This is a genomic window from Streptomyces populi (genome assembly GCF_002911015.1).
Classification (GTDB): Bacteria; Actinomycetota; Actinomycetes; order Streptomycetales; family Streptomycetaceae; genus Streptomyces; species Streptomyces populi.
Window position 1 is genome coordinate 20,386 of the sequence record NZ_KZ626924.1, and the last position, 16,500, is coordinate 36,885.

Below are 16,500 nucleotides of genomic sequence, written 5' to 3' on the forward strand. Positions count from 1 at the left end.
GGAGACCGCCGGAACCGGCCCGCTGTCAGCGCAGCTTCCGGGCCGCCTCGGTCGCCCAGTACGTGAGGATGTTCTGCGCGCCGGCGCGCTTGATGCCGGTCAGCGTCTCCATGATCGCCTTGTCCCGGTCGATCCAGCCCCGCTCCGCGGCGGCCTCGACCATCGCGTACTCGCCGGAGATCTGGTACGCGGCGACCGGCACGTCGACCGCGTCGGCGACCTTCGCGAGGATGTCGAGGTAGGGGCCGGCGGGCTTCACCATCACCATGTCGGCCCCCTCCTCCAGGTCGAGCGCCAGCTCCCGCAGGGCCTCCCGCGCGTTCGCCGGGTCCTGCTGGTACGTCTTGCGGTCGCCCTTGAGCGAGGAGGCGACGGCCTCCCGGAAGGGGCCGAAGAAGGCGGAGGAGTACTTGACGGTGTAGGCGAGGATCGAGACGTCCTCGCGGCCGATCTGGTCGAGGGCGTCCCGGACGACGCCGATCTGACCGTCCATCATCCCGCTGGGGCCCACGACATGGGCGCCCGCGTCGGCCTGCACCTGCGCCATCTCGGCGTACCGCTCCAGGGTCGCGTCGTTGTCGACGCGGCCCTGCTCGTCGAGCACACCGCAGTGCCCGTGGTCGGTGGTCTCGTCCAGGCACAGGTCGGACATCACGAGCAGCTCGTCGCCGACCTCGGCGCGCACGTCGCGCAGGGCGACCTGGAGGATCCCGTCCGGGTCGGTGCCGGGCGTCCCGAGGGCGTCCTTCTTCGACTCCTCGGGAACCCCGAACAGCATGATCCCGGAGACCCCGGCCTCCAGCGCCTCCACGGCGGCCTTCTTCAGGCTGTCCCGCGTGTGCTGCACGACGCCGGGCATCGAGCCGATCGGCACCGGCTCGCTCACGCCCTCGCGGACGAACGCGGGGAGGATGAAGTCGGCCGGGTGCAGCCGGGTCTCGGCGACCATCCGGCGCATGGCGGGCGTGGTGCGCAGCCGCCGGGGACGCGTACCGGGGAAGGATCCGTACTTCGTCATGCGCTCTACGCTACGCCCGCCGGACCCGTGCCTTTGCCGACGCTCAGTCGGGCCGGGTCCGGCGGACGTACGACGCCTCAGGACGGGAAGTGCCGCCAGGCGACGACCGTCGGCTTCGCTCCCCTGGACTGCGCGAACTGGTAGGGGTCGTAGACGACGTACAACGTGTTGCCGGAGGTCCTCGGCACTCCCAGGCCGACCGCGTCGGGGCTGAAGACGGCGGACGTGCGGGGGTGCTTCAGATCGGTCAGGGCATATCCGCTGATGGCCCAGGTGACGAGGCGGTCCCCGCTGATCCAGTCGACCGTGTAGAAACCCCGCAGCGGGGCGCCCACGTCGACCGGCGCGGTTTTGCCGTCGAGCGTCAGGATCCGGACCCTTCCCCTCTCCTCGTCGGAGTGCGGGAAGTACGCGATGCGCCCGCCGTGGACGGCGAAGCTCCCGCTGCCGGTGAACCGGGCCACCTGCCGGGCGGCCACCGGCTGCCGGGTGTCGACGCGGTAGGTGGTGCGGACGCTCTGCGCGCCGTCGGCCGCGAGCCTGCCCTCGGTGAGGTACAGCGTGCCGCCGTCCACGTCGAGCTGGCCCAGGGACGAGCGGGTCAGCAGCCGCACCGGTCTGGCGGTGCCCGGAACCCAGCGGAAGAGACCGAACTTCTTGCCGGCCGTCCCCTGCTCCCACACGAAGGACCTGCCGTCGGCCAGCGGGTGGGGAACCCTGCTCTGGTGCCCCGGGTGAGCCGACCTCGCGAGCAGGCGCGGCTTCGACGAGGACGAGGACAGGGACTGGTCGTACAGGCGCCAGCTGAAGCAGTCCGCGGTCGCGCCCGCCGCCTCGCCGCAGGCCGTGCCGTCGAGCTGCCGGCTCTCCACCCGCAGCAGCCGGCCCGCCCCCAGGGCGATGCCGCTCGGAGCCCAGTGGGGGTCGATCTGCGGGAAGCGGCGCACCCGGCCGCTGCCGGAGTCCACGACCCAGGTCTCGCTCGCCCCGCCGCCGGACGCCCCCTTGGCGGGAGGAGTGACCTGGAAGGCGAGGTCCTTCCCGGAGCCGACCACGCCGGAGCCGTCGGTGTTCCAGCCGCCGGGCATGCCGAGGGTCCTGTCGGGCCGGAATTTCGCCAGCGCCCGCGGCGTCGGGGAGACCTCCTTCAGGCTCAGGGAGGCCCCCGACGCCGTGGGCGCGGCCGGGCCTCCGGCCGCCGCCGCGCCGCTGTCGCATCCCGACGACAGCAGTGCCGCCGCTGCGCACAGCAGCGGCACCAGCCGTGAGCGCAGGGTCACTACCACACCAGCTCGTTGTCAGCCTTGGCGTCTCCGCCGTAGCGGGCGTTCATGGCTGCGTACACGTACTTCCTGTTGACCGAGTGACGGCCGTAGAGGGCGTTCGCGTCGACCGGGTCGAAGTACTTCAGCGTGACACCGTCGCTGCCGTACCCGTACAGGGTGATGAAGTGCAGGCCGTGGTAGTTGTTGCGGCTCCACAGGGGCAGGGAGTGGCCCTGCACCAGCGGGACCAGGGGAGCCTTGTACCTGCCGCCCACGTTGACCTGGACCGTGCCGAAGAGGTTCAGCGCGCTGCTCGTGGTCTTCGAGTCCCAGTAGTTGTTCCGGTTCTGGTACTTGTTCAGCGCGGCCGGGATCTTCGAGGCGTACGTGCCGTGGCTGTTGGTCCTCATGTCGCCGGCCAGCGTCGACTGCGCCTTGGTCACGCCGAATCCCGTGAGGGCCGCGCGTCCGGCGGCGGGGCCGCACCAGTAGGACTTCTGCTGCATCTGGGTGGTGATGCTGACGGTGTGGTAGGTGACGGAGGCGGCCACGGCGGCGTCGGGGTCGCCGTCGTCGGCCGACAGGACGGCCTCGGCCTTCGCCAGCTCGGCCGCCTTGGCCCAGGGCATGCTTCCGGAGTCGGCTTCACCGGCATCGTCCACGAGAGCGCCGGAGATCGAGTCCGTGGTGGCCATCTCCGTGGCCGCCAGGTCGGTGTCATCGGGGCCGTCGGCGTCGTCGGCGGCGAACGCCGGGCCGGTCGCGAGGCCGGCGCTCAGCAGGGTGGCGGCCAGGGCGCAGGAGATGGCGAGACGGCGGCGGCGCTTCCCCGCGGGCGAGGCGTGCTGGTGGGTTGCGGGCATCATGGTGAGGTTCCCCCTCGGTTTTCGATCAACAAATGTTGATCTAGGTCAAGAGAGAGTGAACGCGCCCGCGCCCAGGCTCCGCAATTGGCTCACCAGCCAGTTACCTGTCGGTAACTAGCCTAGGAATCCGCCCACTTGAGCAAGAACGACGGCACAGGCGATCTCCACCCGGCTGGTTGCCTCCAGGTGCCGCAGGACGCCCGCGACATGGGCCCGCACCGTGCGCGGGGTGATGAAGAGCGTTCCGGCGATCTCCGGGTCGGACAGCCCGCCCGCCACCAGCTCGGCGACCTGTCGTTGGCGCGGACTGAGGCGCGGCAGGAGACGCGCCCTCTGACGGTGGTCCGCGACCACTCCCTCGAGACCCGGCACCCCCGGCGAGGCCCCCGGCGTCGGGCACGACAGCCCTCCGTCACCCACGTGCATCCCTTCCCGTCCCATGGCATGGACATACCGAGAAGATAACGGAGAAGCCGTGAGCACAAAGGATGATTTTCCGGCCCTGACACCCCGGGCGCCTGGGCCGCTTTCCCCCGTCCGTCCGACCGGCCGCACGACGAAGAACGCCCCGCCGTCCCCGTGAGGGACGGCGGGGCGTTCTCACCCGTGTCAGGTCGTCCGGCGCCTGCGCGAGCCCGGACGGCGCTCGCTCGGGCGGGTCACCGGGTCACCGGCGTCCAGTGCCGCCGCACGGCGGCGCAGGCCGAACTCGGCCAGTGCCTCCGCCAGCTTGTGCACCGAGGGCTCGGGAGCCATCACGTCGACCCGCAGCCCGTGCTCCTCGGCCGTCTTGGCCGTCGCGGGGCCGATGCAGGCGATCACCGTCACGTTGTGCGGCTTGCCGGCGATGCCGACCAGGTTCCGCACGGTCGACGACGAGGTGAACAGGACCGCGTCGAAGCCGCCGCCCTTGATCGCCTCACGGGTGTCCGCCGGCGGCGGCGACGCGCGCACGGTGCGGTACGCCGTGACGTCGTCGACCTCCCAGCCCAGCTCGATCAGCCCGGCGACGAGGGTCTCCGTGGCGATGTCGGCCCGCGGCAGGAAGACGCGGTCGATCGGGTCGAAGACCGGGTCGTAGGGCGGCCAGTCCTCCAGCAGGCCCGCGGCCGACTGCTCGCCGCTCGGCACGAGGTCCGGCTTCACGCCGAAGGCGACGAGCGCGTTCGCGGTCTGCTCGCCCACCGCGGCGACCTTGATGCCCGCGAAGGCGCGCGCGTCGAGGCCGTACTCCTCGAACTTCTCCCGGACCGCCTTGACGGCGTTGACCGAGGTGAAGGCGATCCACTCGTAGCGGCCCGTCACCAGGCCCTTGACCGCGCGCTCCATCTGCTGGGGCGTGCGCGGGGGCTCGACGGCGATCGTCGGCACCTCGTAGGGCACGGCCCCGTACGAGCGAAGCTGGTCGGAGAGCGACGCCGCCTGCTCCTTCGTGCGCGGCACGAGCACCTTCCAGCCGAACAGCGGCTTGGACTCGAACCACGACAACTGGTCGCGCTGGGCGGCGGCGGAACGCTCACCGACCACGGCTATCACCGGGCGGCCGCCGTCCGGGGACGGCAGCACCTTCGCCTGCTTCAGCGTCTGCGCGATCGTGCCGAGCGTGGCCGACCAGGTGCGCTGGCGGGTCGTCGTACCGGCGATCGTCACCGACATCGGGGTGTCGGGCTTGCGGCCGGAGGCCACCAGCTCACCGGCTGCCGCGGCCACCGAGTCGAGCGTCGCCGACACCACGACGGTGCCGTCGGAGGCGCCGACCTCGGTCCAGCAGCGGTTCGAGGCGGTCCGCGCGTCGACGAACCGGACGTCCGCGCCCTGGGCGTCGCGCAGCGGAACACCCGCGTAGGCGGGCACACCGACGGCGGCGGCGATGCCGGGCACGACCTCGAACGGAACACCCGCGGCGACGCAGGCGAGCATTTCCTCGGCCGCGTACGTATCAAGTCCCGGGTCCCCGGACACGGCACGCACGACCCGCTTGCCGCCCCGTGCGGCCGTCATGACAAGATTGGCGGCGTCCCTCGACGCGGGGTCACCAACGGTCGTCGACGCGCCGTCAACGACCGTCAGCTGAGGCGTGCCTGTGCCCGGGTACGGAACCGGCGAAGTGTCCGGATCCGTGTTCAGGACGGCGACGCCTTGTCTGGCATGAACACGCACTACGTCGAGCACGTCGTGCTCGGCGACGAGGACGTCCGCGTTCGCCAGCGCCTCCACGGCGCGCAGTGTCAGCAGCCCTGGATCTCCGGGTCCGGCACCCAGGAAGGTGACGTGCCCGTGGACCGGCTTGGTGGGAAGGTTGGTGGGGCTCACAGTGCTCGCTCCCCCATCAGACCGGCCGCGCCCTTGGCAAGCATCTCGACGGCGAGTTCACGGCCGAGCGACATCGCCTGGTCATGCGTCTCGGGCACGGGACCGGTGGTGGACAGCTGCACCAGCGTCGAGCCGTCGGTCGTGCCGACGACGCCGCGCAGGCGCATCTCCTTGACAGTCTGCCCGTCGGCCAGAAGATCGGCGTACGCGCCCACGGGAGCGCTACAGCCGGCCTCCAGGGCCGCGAGCAGGGATCGCTCGGCGGTCACGGCGGCCCGGGTGAACGGGTCGTCGAGCTCGGCGAGCGCGGCGACGAGGTCCGCGTTTGCCGCGGCACACTCGATCGCCAGGGCCCCCTGGCCGGGGGCGGGCAGAACGGTGTCGGCCGACAGGAAGTCGGTGACCTCCTCGATCCTGCCGAGCCGGTTGAGTCCGGCGGCGGCGAGCACGACGGCGTCGAGCTCCCCGGCGTGGACGTACCCGATCCGGGTGTCGACGTTGCCCCGGATGGCGACCGTCTCGATCGTCATGCCGTGGCCGCGCGCGTAGGCGTTCAGCTGCGCCATGCGGCGCGGCGAGCCGGTACCGACGCGGGCGCCGTCCGGCAGCTGCTCGAAGGTCAGTCCGTCGCGGGCCACGAGCACGTCACGGACGTCCTCGCGCACCGGCACGGCCGCCAGCGCGAGGTCCTCGGGCTGCGCGGTCGGAAGATCCTTGAGGGAGTGCACGGCGAAGTCGACCTCCCCGCGCACCAGGGCCTCCCGCAGCGCGGTCACGAAGACACCCGTGCCGCCGATCTGCGCGAGGTGCTCGCGGGAGACGTCGCCGTACGTCGTGATCTCCACGAGCTCGACGGGCCGTCCCGTCACCCGGCTCACGGCTTCCGCCACCTGCCCGGACTGGGCCATGGCGAGTTTGCTGCGCCTGGTCCCGAGCCTCAAAGCCTGCTCACTCATGCTCGCCCTCGGTTCTTGGCGTTCTCGGTGTTGTTCTCGGCCCGCGAGACGGCGGCGACCGTCTCCGGGTCCAGGTCGAACAGGGTCCGCAGCGCGTCCGCGTACCCGGCGCCGCCGGGCTCGGCGGCGAGCTGCTTGACCCGTACGGTCGGCGCGTGCAGCAGCTTGTCGACGACGCGCCGCACGGTCTGGGTGATCTCGCCGCGCTGCTTGTCGTCGAGGTCCGGCAGCCGTCCGTCCAGCCGCGCGATCTCGTTCGCGACGACGTCGGCGGCCATCGCGCGCAGCGCCACGACGGTCGGGGTGATGTGCGCGGCCCGCTGGGCGGCGCCGAACGCGGCCACCTCGTCGGAGACGATCCGGCGCACCTGGTCCACGTCGGCGGCCATCGGCGCGTCCGCGGAGGCCTCGGCGAGCGTCTCCAGGTCGACGAACCGTACACCGAGCAGCCGGTGCACGGCCGCGTCGATGTCACGGGGCATCGCGAGGTCGAGCAGCGCGAGCACGGGCGCGGGGCGGGGTGCCTCGGCGACGGGCTCGGGCCTCCGGCGCTCGGGGATGCGGCCGAGGCCGGCGGCGGTGGCGGCCAGCGCGGCGATCACCTCGGCGTCGGCCTCGGCCTCCTCGCCGGGCGTACGACGGCCGTCGCGGCGCTCGACGGTCCCGGTGCCCTTGTCCACCCAGGCCGCGTGCTGCTCCAGGGTGGCGGCGTCCATGCCGGCGACGGCCGCCTCGCCCATGACGGAGAACCCGGTGGCGCCCTGCACGGCGGACAGGTCCAGCGGGCAGGCGTCGTCACCGCAGGCGTCGGCGGGAGCGAGGTGACCGGCCGGGCCGGCCGCCGTCTCACGCAGGGCCGCGGGCGTTCCCGTGCGTCCTTCGACGGCGGCGGCGACGGTCCCGGCCGTCAGGACGAGTCCGGTCGCACCGGTGCACGAGACGGCGATGTCGGCACGTGTCAGCTCGACCGGCACCGAGTCCATCGGTACCGCGCGGGCCAGCACGTCCGTGTCGTCGCCGCCCATGAGGATCTCGGCGAGGCGCTCGGCGCGGTCGGGGGTGCGGTTGGCGATCACGATCTCGCCGACACCGACGCGCGCGAGCGTCGCGGCGGCCAGCGAGGACATCGAGCCCGCGCCGATGACGAGGGCCTTCTTGTCCTTGGCCCAGGCCTCGACGGGCCGTCCGGCGGACAGCTGCTCCAGGCCGAAGGTGACCAGGGACTGTCCGGCGCGGTCGATGCCGGTCTCGGAGTGGGCGCGCTTGCCGACCCGCAGGGCCTGCTGGAACAGGTCGTTCAGGAGGCGGCCCGCGGTGTGCAGTTCCTGCGCGGTGGCGAGCGCGTCCTTGATCTGGCCGAGGATCTGGCCCTCGCCGACGACCATCGAGTCCAGGCCGCAGGCCACCGAGAAGAGGTGGTGGACGGCCCGGTCCTCGTAGTGCACGTACAGGTGGGGGGTGAGCTCCTCCAGGCCGACGCCGCTGTGCTGGGCGAGGAGCGTGGACAGCTCGGCGACGCCCGCGTGGAACTTGTCCACGTCGGCGTACAGCTCGATGCGGTTGCAGGTGGCGAGCACCGCGCCCTCGGCGGCCGGTTCGGCGGCGAGGGTGTCCTGGAGCAGCTTGACCTGCGCGTCCGCGGACAGCGCGGCCCTCTCGAGAACGCTGACCGGAGCGCTGCGGTGGCTCAGCCCGACGACGAGGAGACTCATGCCGGCATCACCGCGGGAACGTCCCCGTCGGGCCCTTTGTCGTCATTCCCCCGCTCGGCCGGGGCGGCGGCCGCACCGGCCTGGGCCTCGGCCTCCTCGCCGGCCTTGCGCTGCTCGTGGAACGCGAGGATCTGCAGCTCGATGGAGAGGTCGACCTTGCGCACGTCGACGCCGTCCGGGACGGACAGGACGGTCGGCGCGAAGTTCAGGATGGAGGTGACCCCGGCGGCGACCAGGCGGTCGCAGACGGGCTGGGCGGCTCCGGCCGGGGTGGCGATGACACCGATCGAGACACCGTTCTCGTCGATGATCTTTTCCAGGTCGTCCGTGTGCTGCACCGGGATGCCGGCGACGGGCTTGCCGGCCATCGCGGGGTCGGCGTCGATGAGCGCCGCCACGCGGAAGCCACGGGAGGCGAACCCTCCGTAATTGGCCAGTGCCGCGCCGAGGTTGCCGATACCGACGATCACGACCGGCCAGTCCTGGGTCAGGCCCAGTTCGCGGGAGATCTGGTACACGAGATACTCGACGTCGTACCCCACACCACGGGTCCCGTAGGAACCGAGGTAGGAGAAGTCCTTGCGAAGCTTCGCGGAGTTGACCCCCGCTGCGGCCGCGAGCTCCTCGGAGGAGACCGTGGGCACCGAGCGCTCCGACAGTGCGGTGAGGGCTCGGAGGTACAGCGGAAGCCGGGCGACGGTGGCCTCGGGAATTCCTCGGCTGCGGGTCGCCGGTCGGTGAGTTCGGCCAGTTGCCACGGTGCTCCTGCGGGTAGAGCGGGGCTGCAGGCGGTCACACGTCCCCAGACCGCCCCGTCCGGTGCAGGCTATGTCTTTGTGAACGCGTGCACAAAGATGATGTCCGATTTGCCCGGCCAACGTGACCGGGGTCACGCGCGCCCGGCACGCCCGTGTGCAACCGGCGCGCGGACGACTCCGCTCCGCACCTGAAGGGGGCAAAACCGAACACTCTCCTCAACGAATCCCGCCCCCGAGACCAATCGCCGTCGATCCTAGGCGACTTTCCGGACGTCTCACCCTGGTCCGGCAGGTCACAAGTCGGGATACATCACGAGCACCCGTGGCCCCGCCGGGCACGGCTCACCCCGCGAGGGCTTTGCGAAGGCGTTCCTCGTTCACGCGCCAGAAGGTGTGCTGGGCGCCGTCCACCAGCACCACCGGGATCTGCTCCCAGTACTGGCGGTGCAGCTCCTCGTCCTCGGTGATGTCCTTCCCCTCCCAGGGGACCCCGAGGTCGGCACACACCTTCTCGATCACTTCCTGTGCGTCATCACACAGATGACACCCGGGCTTCCTGATCAGCGTGACCAGGTGCTCCGCGGGCGCCTTGCTCTCCGTACGGCGGTCGCTGCGCCGGAACATGGGGCTCATGCACGCCATTCTCCCGCCATCGCCCCGCCCCGGACGCCCCGGCGGGCACGTTCGGGCACTCGTCGTTTAACGGCATGGCCGCGGAGAGTTCACAGCACCGAATCCTGTCGACTCCGGAAGTGCCGAACGGACTGGCTATGCTCACGACATGGCCGCTCTCGGATGGCTCACTCCCCGTAGGCGCTCCGCCACCGCGCGGAGCGTGTTGGCAGGCGAGGCCTCGGCGGAGGCAGCGCGCAAGTCCTCGCAGGAACTGCAGGAACTGGAAGAACTGGAAGAACTGGCACCACCGGACGCCGTGGAGGAACCCGACTTCCCGGTGCTCGGCGACGACAGGGCCGCGGCGTTCTTCGATCTCGACAACACCGTGATGCAAGGTGCTGCTCTCTTCCACTTCGGGCGCGGGCTGTACAAGCGGAAGTTCTTCGAGACCCGCGACCTCGCGAAGTTCGCCTGGCAGCAGGCGTGGTTCCGGCTGGCCGGGGTCGAGGACCCCGAGCACATGCAGGAGGCGCGTGACTCCGCGCTGTCGATCGTGAAGGGCCACCGGGTCTCCGAGCTGATGTCGATCGGCGAGGAGATCTACGACGAGTACATGGCCGAGCGGATCTGGCCCGGGACCCGCGCGCTCGCCCAGGCGCACCTGGACGCCGGGCAGAAGGTGTGGCTCGTCACGGCGGCGCCGGTGGAGATCGCCACGGTGATCGCGCGGCGGCTCGGTCTGACCGGCGCGCTCGGCACGGTCGCGGAGTCGGTGGACGGCGTCTACACCGGCAAACTGGTCGGGGAGCCGCTGCACGGGCCGGCGAAGGCGGAGGCCGTGCGGGCGCTGGCGTCCGCGGAGAGCCTGGACCTGTCCCGCTGCGCGGCGTACAGCGACTCGCACAACGACATCCCGATGCTCTCGCTGGTCGGACACCCGTACGCGATCAACCCGGACTCGAAACTGCGCAAGCACGCGCGGGACTTCGACTGGCGGCTGCGGGACTACCGCACCGCGCGCAAGGCCGCGAAGGTCGGGATTCCCGCCGCGGCCGGGGTCGGCGCGGTGGCCGGTGGCACGGCGGCCGCGATCGCGCTGCACCGACGCCGCCGCTGACGTTCGCGGTTCGGTCCGGTGGGTGGGGCGGGGCCGTGCCGGGGCATCAGCCCGTCGCCGTCGGACAGGGATGTGGGCGTCGGTGGCGACGGGCGTCGATGTACCGGCACGGCCCCTCGCGTGCGTACCCGGCTGCGGGTGCGTCGTGGTTCGGGCGCAGCCCCTCACCGACGTGAGTTTCAGCCCCTCCGGCGTTCGAGGAGCGGGGTCCGGGGGCGGCGTCCCCGGTACGGGTCGGGCAGGGGCGGAGGGGGCGAAAACCTGTCCGGAGCTGGGACGGGGCCGTCTGCCGTGCAGGCAATCACATCGTCCTACCCATGTCATGGGTGACTCAGTCACGCCCTCCGCAGGCGGGCACAACACGCTCCGCACTCAGACGGAACGCGAACCGATCCGGTCAACAAGTGGTCACCGGGCAGTACTTGAACGGGCGCTGATCCATGCCAAAAGCGTCGTAATCGATGATTTTAGCAACTGGGTGTAGTGCTGCCTGTACGAAGCGTTATTCTCCTCAGACGCAAACCGGTACCCCTCCGTCGCTACGACGGGTGAAAGGTCCCGCACTGCACGTGATGGAAGCTCTGCCTCTGGGAGTCCCGTGTACTCACACGTCGGGGTTGACGCCTCGGGCCTGGCTACGCTGCGCGCAACGGTCCTGGACCGTCTACGCGGCTTCGTCCCCACCGCGTACGCCGTCCCCGCCTTCGCCCTCCCCGCGCCCGTCGGCCCCTGCTACGCCCTGGCCGACGGCAACGCGACGGTCGGCAGGCGGGGCCGCTCGGGCTCGGCCACCACCGCACGCCGTCCGGCCGCGGACAGTGACAGCGCCCGGATGATGGATCTCGTGGAGCGCGCCCAGGCCGGCGAGGCCGACGCCTTCGGACGGCTCTACGACCAGTACAGCGACACCGTCTACCGCTACATCTACTACCGGGTGGGGGGCAAGGCGACCGCGGAGGACCTCACCAGCGAGACCTTTCTGCGGGCGCTGCGCCGGATCGGCACCTTCACCTGGCAGGGGCGCGACTTCGGCGCCTGGCTCGTGACCATCGCCCGGAACCTGGTGGCCGACCATTTCAAGTCCAGCCGCTTCCGGCTGGAAGTGACCACCGGCGAGATGCTCGACGCCAACGAGGTCGAACGCTCCCCCGAGGACTCCGTCCTGGAGTCCCTGTCGAACGCCGCACTGCTCGACGCCGTGCGGCGCCTCAACCCCCAGCAGCAGGAGTGCGTGACGCTCCGCTTCCTCCAAGGGCTCTCGGTCGCCGAGACCGCCCGGGTGATGGGCAAGAACGAGGGCGCCATCAAGACCCTCCAGTACCGGGCCGTCCGTACGCTGGCCCGGCTCCTGCCCGACGACGTCCGCTGAGCCCGCTTCCGGCCACCGGGACCCCACCCGCTCGTCGACGCCCAACTCACCTTCTGTAAAAGTCTGTTGACTTCACGGGCCGTATGTCTGTCGTCCGTAACCAAGGTGCCGTGACGCTCGTTGTGCGGGATACAGGCTCCCTGTGGTCACCCCTTGGCCGACGCCGATCACCCGATCGTGTGGGTGCGGCCAGGGGGTGCAACCCTCAGGACCCCCTGGGGAGTCGACCGTCATGACGAGAGGAGGTGCCGCCAGTGATCGCGAACGTATCGGCACACCGGCGGGCGAACGCCTTCGCCCAGGCCCTGGAGGAGATCGACCAGGGCACGGCGGCCGAGCAGCCCGATGGGTCGCCACCGTCCCGGGCTGCTGCGGAACAGACCGAGCAAGGGCTGCTGTTGGCCCTCGCCACCGGTCTCGGCGAGCTGCCCGTACCGGAGCTGGACCCCGAGGTCAAGATCGTGCAGCGAGCCCAGCTCGTCGCCGCGATGGAGGCCATGCTGCAGGAAGGCACCGCCGCCGGAGGCGAGGGTCCGGACCGCGCCCTGCCCGAGCAGCGGTCCCATCGGGCCAAGGGTTCGCACCGGGCGACCGGGCTGGGGAAGCTGCGGCCCCGGTCCCGGCTGTCCAAGGGGCTCGCCGCGGGCGGGCTCACCGTCGGTGTGGCCGCCGGAGCCTTCGGCGGTGTGGCCGCCGCGAGTTCCGACGCCCTGCCCGGTGACTCGCTCTACGGGCTCAAACGGGGCATGGAGGACATCAAGCTGGGCCTGGCCGACGGCGACAGCGACCGGGGCGAGCTCTACCTCGACCAGGCCTCGACCCGCCTGAACGAAGCCCGCCGGCTGATGGAGCGGGGCCGCTCGGGACACCTCGACCACGAGTCCCTGGGCGAGATCCGCCGCGCCCTGTCCGGCATGCAGCACGACGCCTCCGAGGGCCACCGGCTGCTGCACGAGGCGTACGAACGGGACGGCTCACTCGGTCCCATCCAGACCCTCTCGGCCTTCTCCCAGTCCCACCGCGAGGCCTGGGGCGCACTGCGTGACCGACTTCCCGTGCAACTCGGTGACGTCAGTGACCAGGTCTCGTCGGTCTTCGAGGCCATAGACGAAGAGGTCGATCCGCTGCGCTCGCTGCTGCCCAGGACGCCCGCCCCCGAGGGCACCGGCCGGCACCGGGGCAAGAGCGAGGAGACCGCCGGCTCCCCCGGTGCGGACACTCCGACGCCCAGCGCCAGCAGCAGCTCCGCGGGCGCGGGCCACAGCAGCGGCAAGCCCAAGCCGTCCAGTTCGAGCAGCAGCGCCGAGGGGCTGCTCGGCGGCGGCACCGGCGGCCTGCTCGATCCGCCGCAGGACGACAGCAGCTCCACCCCGTCGTCCACCGCCAGCAGCAAGGGCGGTACGACGAGCGAGCCCGACGTCACCCTGCCGCCCCTGCTCCCCGGCCTCCTGCCGGGCCTCGGCATCGACACGCAGAACAGCGACTGACCGGGCCACCGCGACACGCCGATGGGGCGCCCTCCTCGAGGAGGGCGCCCCATCGGCGTACGGGCATATCAGGACATGATCAACAGAATCGTAACTGCATGATCAGAAGAAAACGGACCTGCGCTGCACCAGCAGCTTGTACAAGGTGTGCTGGATCTGCTCCCTGACCTGGTCGGTCAGGTTGAACATCAGCATCGGGTCGTCGGCCGCCTCCGGCGGGTAGCCGTCCGTGCGGATCGGCTCGCCGAACTGGATCGTCCACTTGGTCGGCAGCGGGATCGCGCCGAGCGGACCCAGCCACGGGAAGGTCGGGGTGATCGGGAAGTACGGGAAGCCCAGCAGCCGCGCGAGGGTCTTCGCGTTGCCGATCATCGGGTAGATCTCCTCCGCCCCGACGATCGAGCACGGAATGATCGGGGTGCCCGCGCGCAGGGCCGTGGAGACGAAGCCGCCCCGGCCGAACCGCTGGAGCTTGTAGCGCTCGCTGAACGGCTTGCCGATGCCCTTGAAGCCCTCCGGCATCACCCCGACCAGTTCACCGCGCTCCAGCAGCCGCTCCGCGTCCTCCGAGCAGGCCAGCGTGTGACCGGCCTTGCGGGCCAGCTCGTTGACGACCGGCAGCATGAACACCAGGTCGGCGGCGAGCAGCCGCAGATGACGGTTCGCGGGGTGGTTGTCGTGGACGGCGACCTGCATCATCAGGCCGTCCAGCGGAAGGGTGCCCGAGTGGTTGGCGACGATCAGGGCACCGCCGTCGGACGGGATGTTCTCGACGCCCTTCACCTCGACGCGGAAGTACTTCTCGTACACCGGCCGGATCAGCGACATCAGGACCTGGTCGGTCAGCTCCTGGTCGTACCCGAACTCGTCGATCTCGTAGTCACCGGTGAGCCTGCGCCGCAGGAAGGACAGGCCCCCCGCGATGCGCCGCTCCAGGCTCGTACCGCCCGGCCTGGGCTCCGGGGCCGGCTGTTCCTCCTGCGTCACGGGAACATCATCCTGCGGGAGGGCCCGACCGGGCACGGGCTGGACCTCGCGGACGACCACGGGCTCACCCTTGCGCCGGCTCCCCGCGGCCCGGCGCCTCGCCGGCCGCTGTACAGCGGCCCCGCGCGAGCGGTCGTCGTCGAACGGAATGACCTTGGCGTCCGCCATCGTTGATGCGCTCCTCAGTTGGCGCTCTGCGTCGGGGGGTGACCGCCGCCCAGAACGGGCAGTGCGGCGATCCTGTCCACGGCCCCCGCGAGGGCCTCCGGGGGCAGGAGTCCGGGACCCCTGCTCTGGGCGAAGTCCGCGAAGGTCTCCGCCGTCGTGTACTTCGGCTGGTAACCCAGGGTCTCGCGCATCTGGACCGTCGCGACCACCCTGCCGTGCGTGAGCAGCCGCAGCTGCTCCGGCGAGAAGTCCGTCACCCCCAGGGTACGCACGGCCGTACCGGCCCAGCTGAGGGCCGGCAGCAGCAGCGGGACCGTGGGCCGGCCCAGGCGCCGCGCGCACTGCGAGAGCAGCAGCACGCCGTCGCCGGCGATGTTGAACGTGCCACTGTTGAGCGTGCCCCGCCGCGGCTCGTGCGCGGCGAGCCGCAGGACCTCGATGACGTCGCTCTCGTGGACGAACTGGAGCCGGGGGTCGTAGCCGAACACCGTCGGCAGCACCGGCAGCGAGAAGTACGAGGCGAGCGGCGAGTCCGCGCTCGGACCGAGGATGTTGGCGAACCGCAGCACGCACACGGCGACATCGGGCCTGCGGCGCGCGAAGCCGCGCACATAGCCCTCGACCTCGGTCGTGTCCTTCGCGAAGCCGCCGCTGGGCAGCGCCTTGGGCGAGGTGGTCTCGGTGAAGACGGCGGGGTCGCGCGGGGCCGAGCCGTAGACGTTCGTACTGGACTTCACGACGAGCCGCTTGACCGTCGGGGACTTCTGGCAGGCGCCGAGCAGCTGCATGGTGCCGATGACGTTGGTCTCCTTGACCGTGGTCCGGCTGCCGGAGCCCAGTGCCGTGCCCGTCACGTCCATGTGGACGACCGTGTCGACGGAGTACTCGGCGAGCACCCGGGCGACGGTGGGCTGCCGGATGTCGGCCTGCACGAAGTCGGCGCCGCCGATGTGGTGCTCGGGCGGCACCGCGTCCACGGCGATCACCCGGTCCACCTGCGGGTCACGCTGGATCCGTCGTACGAACCGGCCCCCCAGCTGCCGGGCCACCCCGGTCACGAGCACGACCTTCCCCAAGATCAGCGCCTTCCTTCCAGAACTGGACGTAGCTCCGCTCGAACCTGCCGAGTTCCCCGTGTGCGGCCAACTTAGCGGGTCGATGTTGCACTGTGATGACCGCCCGATGCACGAAGTGACGACAGTCATGGACGTACGACCAGACCCAGCCATTCGGCCCACAGACGTACGCGGCACACATGGCCGGACATGTTCGACGGTCGAGCGGTCTTTCGGAACGCTCCTTCTCGGCCACCGCCGTGCCGACGGCCCCGACGGCGCCCCGGCCGGGACCTCCGTCGGACTCCGGCGGTCCGCCGGGCCTCGGCGGACCCCCCTCCCGGCCCTCCGCCACTCCCTGGAGCGGCCTCCACGGCCGGGTGCACCCGTCACGGCCGGGGTACGCCTGTGGCCCCCCACCAGCCGGTGAGAGGCCACAGTACGCGTTTCCGCGGCGTCGCTTACTTCTTGTTGCGACGCTGAACGCGAGTGCGCTTGAGCAGCTTGCGGTGCTTCTTCTTCGCCATCCGCTTGCGCCGCTTCTTGATAACAGAGCCCACGACTACCCTCGCTCACTTCTCTTTACTCGGTGCTGGGCTGCATGGGCCCACACGACCTATGAGGGGCCAGCCTACCCGCCCGAGGGCTGAGGTCGTAATCGAGGTGTTTCCGGGAGATCACGAACGGTCTCCCGGAACGCCGTCAGGCCGTCTCCACCCCCACATAGCTCTCACGGAGGTACTCGTGAACCGCTTGCTCCGGCACCCGGAAGGACCTCCCCACCCGGATCGCCGGCAGATGACCGCTGTGCACC

General features: G+C 71.0%; 16 protein-coding genes. 3 read left to right on the plus strand and 13 right to left on the minus strand.

The window, feature by feature from the left end; translation table 11 throughout:
* Positions 1–25: 25 nt before the first annotated feature.
* From hemB to CW362_RS31500, 9 genes are all read right to left on the minus strand, one after another.
* Positions 26–1,018 carry a porphobilinogen synthase gene (gene hemB, locus CW362_RS31460; protein WP_103553000.1) on the minus strand — a complete coding sequence of 331 codons (993 nt, stop codon included), beginning with the start codon at positions 1,016–1,018 and terminating at the stop codon, positions 26–28.
* A gap of 77 nt (positions 1,019–1,095) precedes the next feature.
* A complete protein-coding gene (locus tag CW362_RS31465) occupies positions 1,096–2,304 on the minus strand; it encodes a hypothetical protein (RefSeq protein ID WP_162684291.1) in 1,209 nt (402 codons plus the stop codon).
* Positions 2,298–3,149: a C39 family peptidase gene (locus tag CW362_RS31470; protein WP_103553002.1), complete on the minus strand. Its 852-nt coding sequence runs from the start codon at positions 3,147–3,149 to the stop codon at positions 2,298–2,300. Before CW362_RS31470 ends, CW362_RS31465 begins: the two co-directional genes overlap by 7 nt.
* A gap of 114 nt (positions 3,150–3,263) precedes the next feature.
* Positions 3,264–3,590 carry a helix-turn-helix domain-containing protein gene (locus CW362_RS31475; protein WP_103553003.1) on the minus strand — a complete coding sequence of 109 codons (327 nt, stop codon included), beginning with the start codon at positions 3,588–3,590 and terminating at the stop codon, positions 3,264–3,266.
* Between the two features lie 168 nt (positions 3,591–3,758).
* Entirely contained in the window at positions 3,759–5,462 is a 1,704-nt protein-coding gene (locus CW362_RS31480) for a bifunctional uroporphyrinogen-III C-methyltransferase/uroporphyrinogen-III synthase (protein WP_103553004.1), read from the minus strand.
* Positions 5,459–6,418, minus strand: a complete 960-nt coding sequence (hemC, locus tag CW362_RS31485; protein WP_103553005.1) for a hydroxymethylbilane synthase — start codon at positions 6,416–6,418, stop codon at positions 5,459–5,461. Before hemC ends, CW362_RS31480 begins: the two co-directional genes overlap by 4 nt.
* Entirely contained in the window at positions 6,415–8,130 is a 1,716-nt protein-coding gene (locus CW362_RS31490) for a glutamyl-tRNA reductase (protein WP_103553006.1), read from the minus strand. Before CW362_RS31490 ends, hemC begins: the two co-directional genes overlap by 4 nt.
* Positions 8,127–8,888 carry a redox-sensing transcriptional repressor Rex gene (locus CW362_RS31495; RefSeq protein ID WP_103553007.1) on the minus strand — a complete coding sequence of 254 codons (762 nt, stop codon included), beginning with the start codon at positions 8,886–8,888 and terminating at the stop codon, positions 8,127–8,129. Before CW362_RS31495 ends, CW362_RS31490 begins: the two co-directional genes overlap by 4 nt.
* A gap of 342 nt (positions 8,889–9,230) precedes the next feature.
* Positions 9,231–9,530: a glutaredoxin family protein gene (locus tag CW362_RS31500; protein ID WP_103553008.1), complete on the minus strand. Its 300-nt coding sequence runs from the start codon at positions 9,528–9,530 to the stop codon at positions 9,231–9,233.
* Positions 9,531–9,669: 139 nt separating this feature from the next.
* On the opposite strand from CW362_RS31500, the gene CW362_RS31505 reads away from it, so the two are divergent.
* The 3 genes from CW362_RS31505 to CW362_RS31515 all read left to right on the plus strand — a co-directional run bounded on the left by CW362_RS31505 (position 9,670) and on the right by CW362_RS31515 (position 13,476).
* Entirely contained in the window at positions 9,670–10,620 is a 951-nt protein-coding gene (locus CW362_RS31505; RefSeq protein WP_103553009.1) for an HAD family hydrolase, read from the plus strand.
* A gap of 598 nt (positions 10,621–11,218) precedes the next feature.
* Positions 11,219–11,989 carry an ECF subfamily RNA polymerase sigma factor, BldN family gene (locus CW362_RS31510; RefSeq protein WP_103553010.1) on the plus strand — a complete coding sequence of 257 codons (771 nt, stop codon included), beginning with the start codon at positions 11,219–11,221 and terminating at the stop codon, positions 11,987–11,989.
* Positions 11,990–12,243: 254 nt separating this feature from the next.
* Positions 12,244–13,476 carry a DUF5667 domain-containing protein gene (locus CW362_RS31515; protein ID WP_103553011.1) on the plus strand — a complete coding sequence of 411 codons (1,233 nt, stop codon included), beginning with the start codon at positions 12,244–12,246 and terminating at the stop codon, positions 13,474–13,476.
* A 102-nt stretch (positions 13,477–13,578) separates the two neighbouring features.
* On the opposite strand, the gene CW362_RS31520 is transcribed toward CW362_RS31515, so the two are convergent.
* From CW362_RS31520 to CW362_RS31535, 4 genes are all read right to left on the minus strand, one after another.
* Positions 13,579–14,631, minus strand: a complete 1,053-nt coding sequence (locus CW362_RS31520) for a lysophospholipid acyltransferase family protein (RefSeq protein ID WP_103553012.1) — start codon at positions 14,629–14,631, stop codon at positions 13,579–13,581.
* Between the two features lie 14 nt (positions 14,632–14,645).
* A complete protein-coding gene (locus CW362_RS31525) occupies positions 14,646–15,707 on the minus strand; it encodes an NAD-dependent epimerase/dehydratase family protein (protein WP_103553013.1) in 1,062 nt (353 codons plus the stop codon).
* 440 nt (positions 15,708–16,147) lie between these two features.
* Entirely contained in the window at positions 16,148–16,246 is a 99-nt protein-coding gene (locus tag CW362_RS31530) for a 30S ribosomal protein bS22 (protein ID WP_003948845.1), read from the minus strand.
* A gap of 142 nt (positions 16,247–16,388) precedes the next feature.
* On the minus strand, positions 16,389–16,500 hold a 112-nt coding region (locus tag CW362_RS31535), incomplete at its 5' end, for an excisionase family DNA-binding protein (RefSeq protein WP_103553014.1).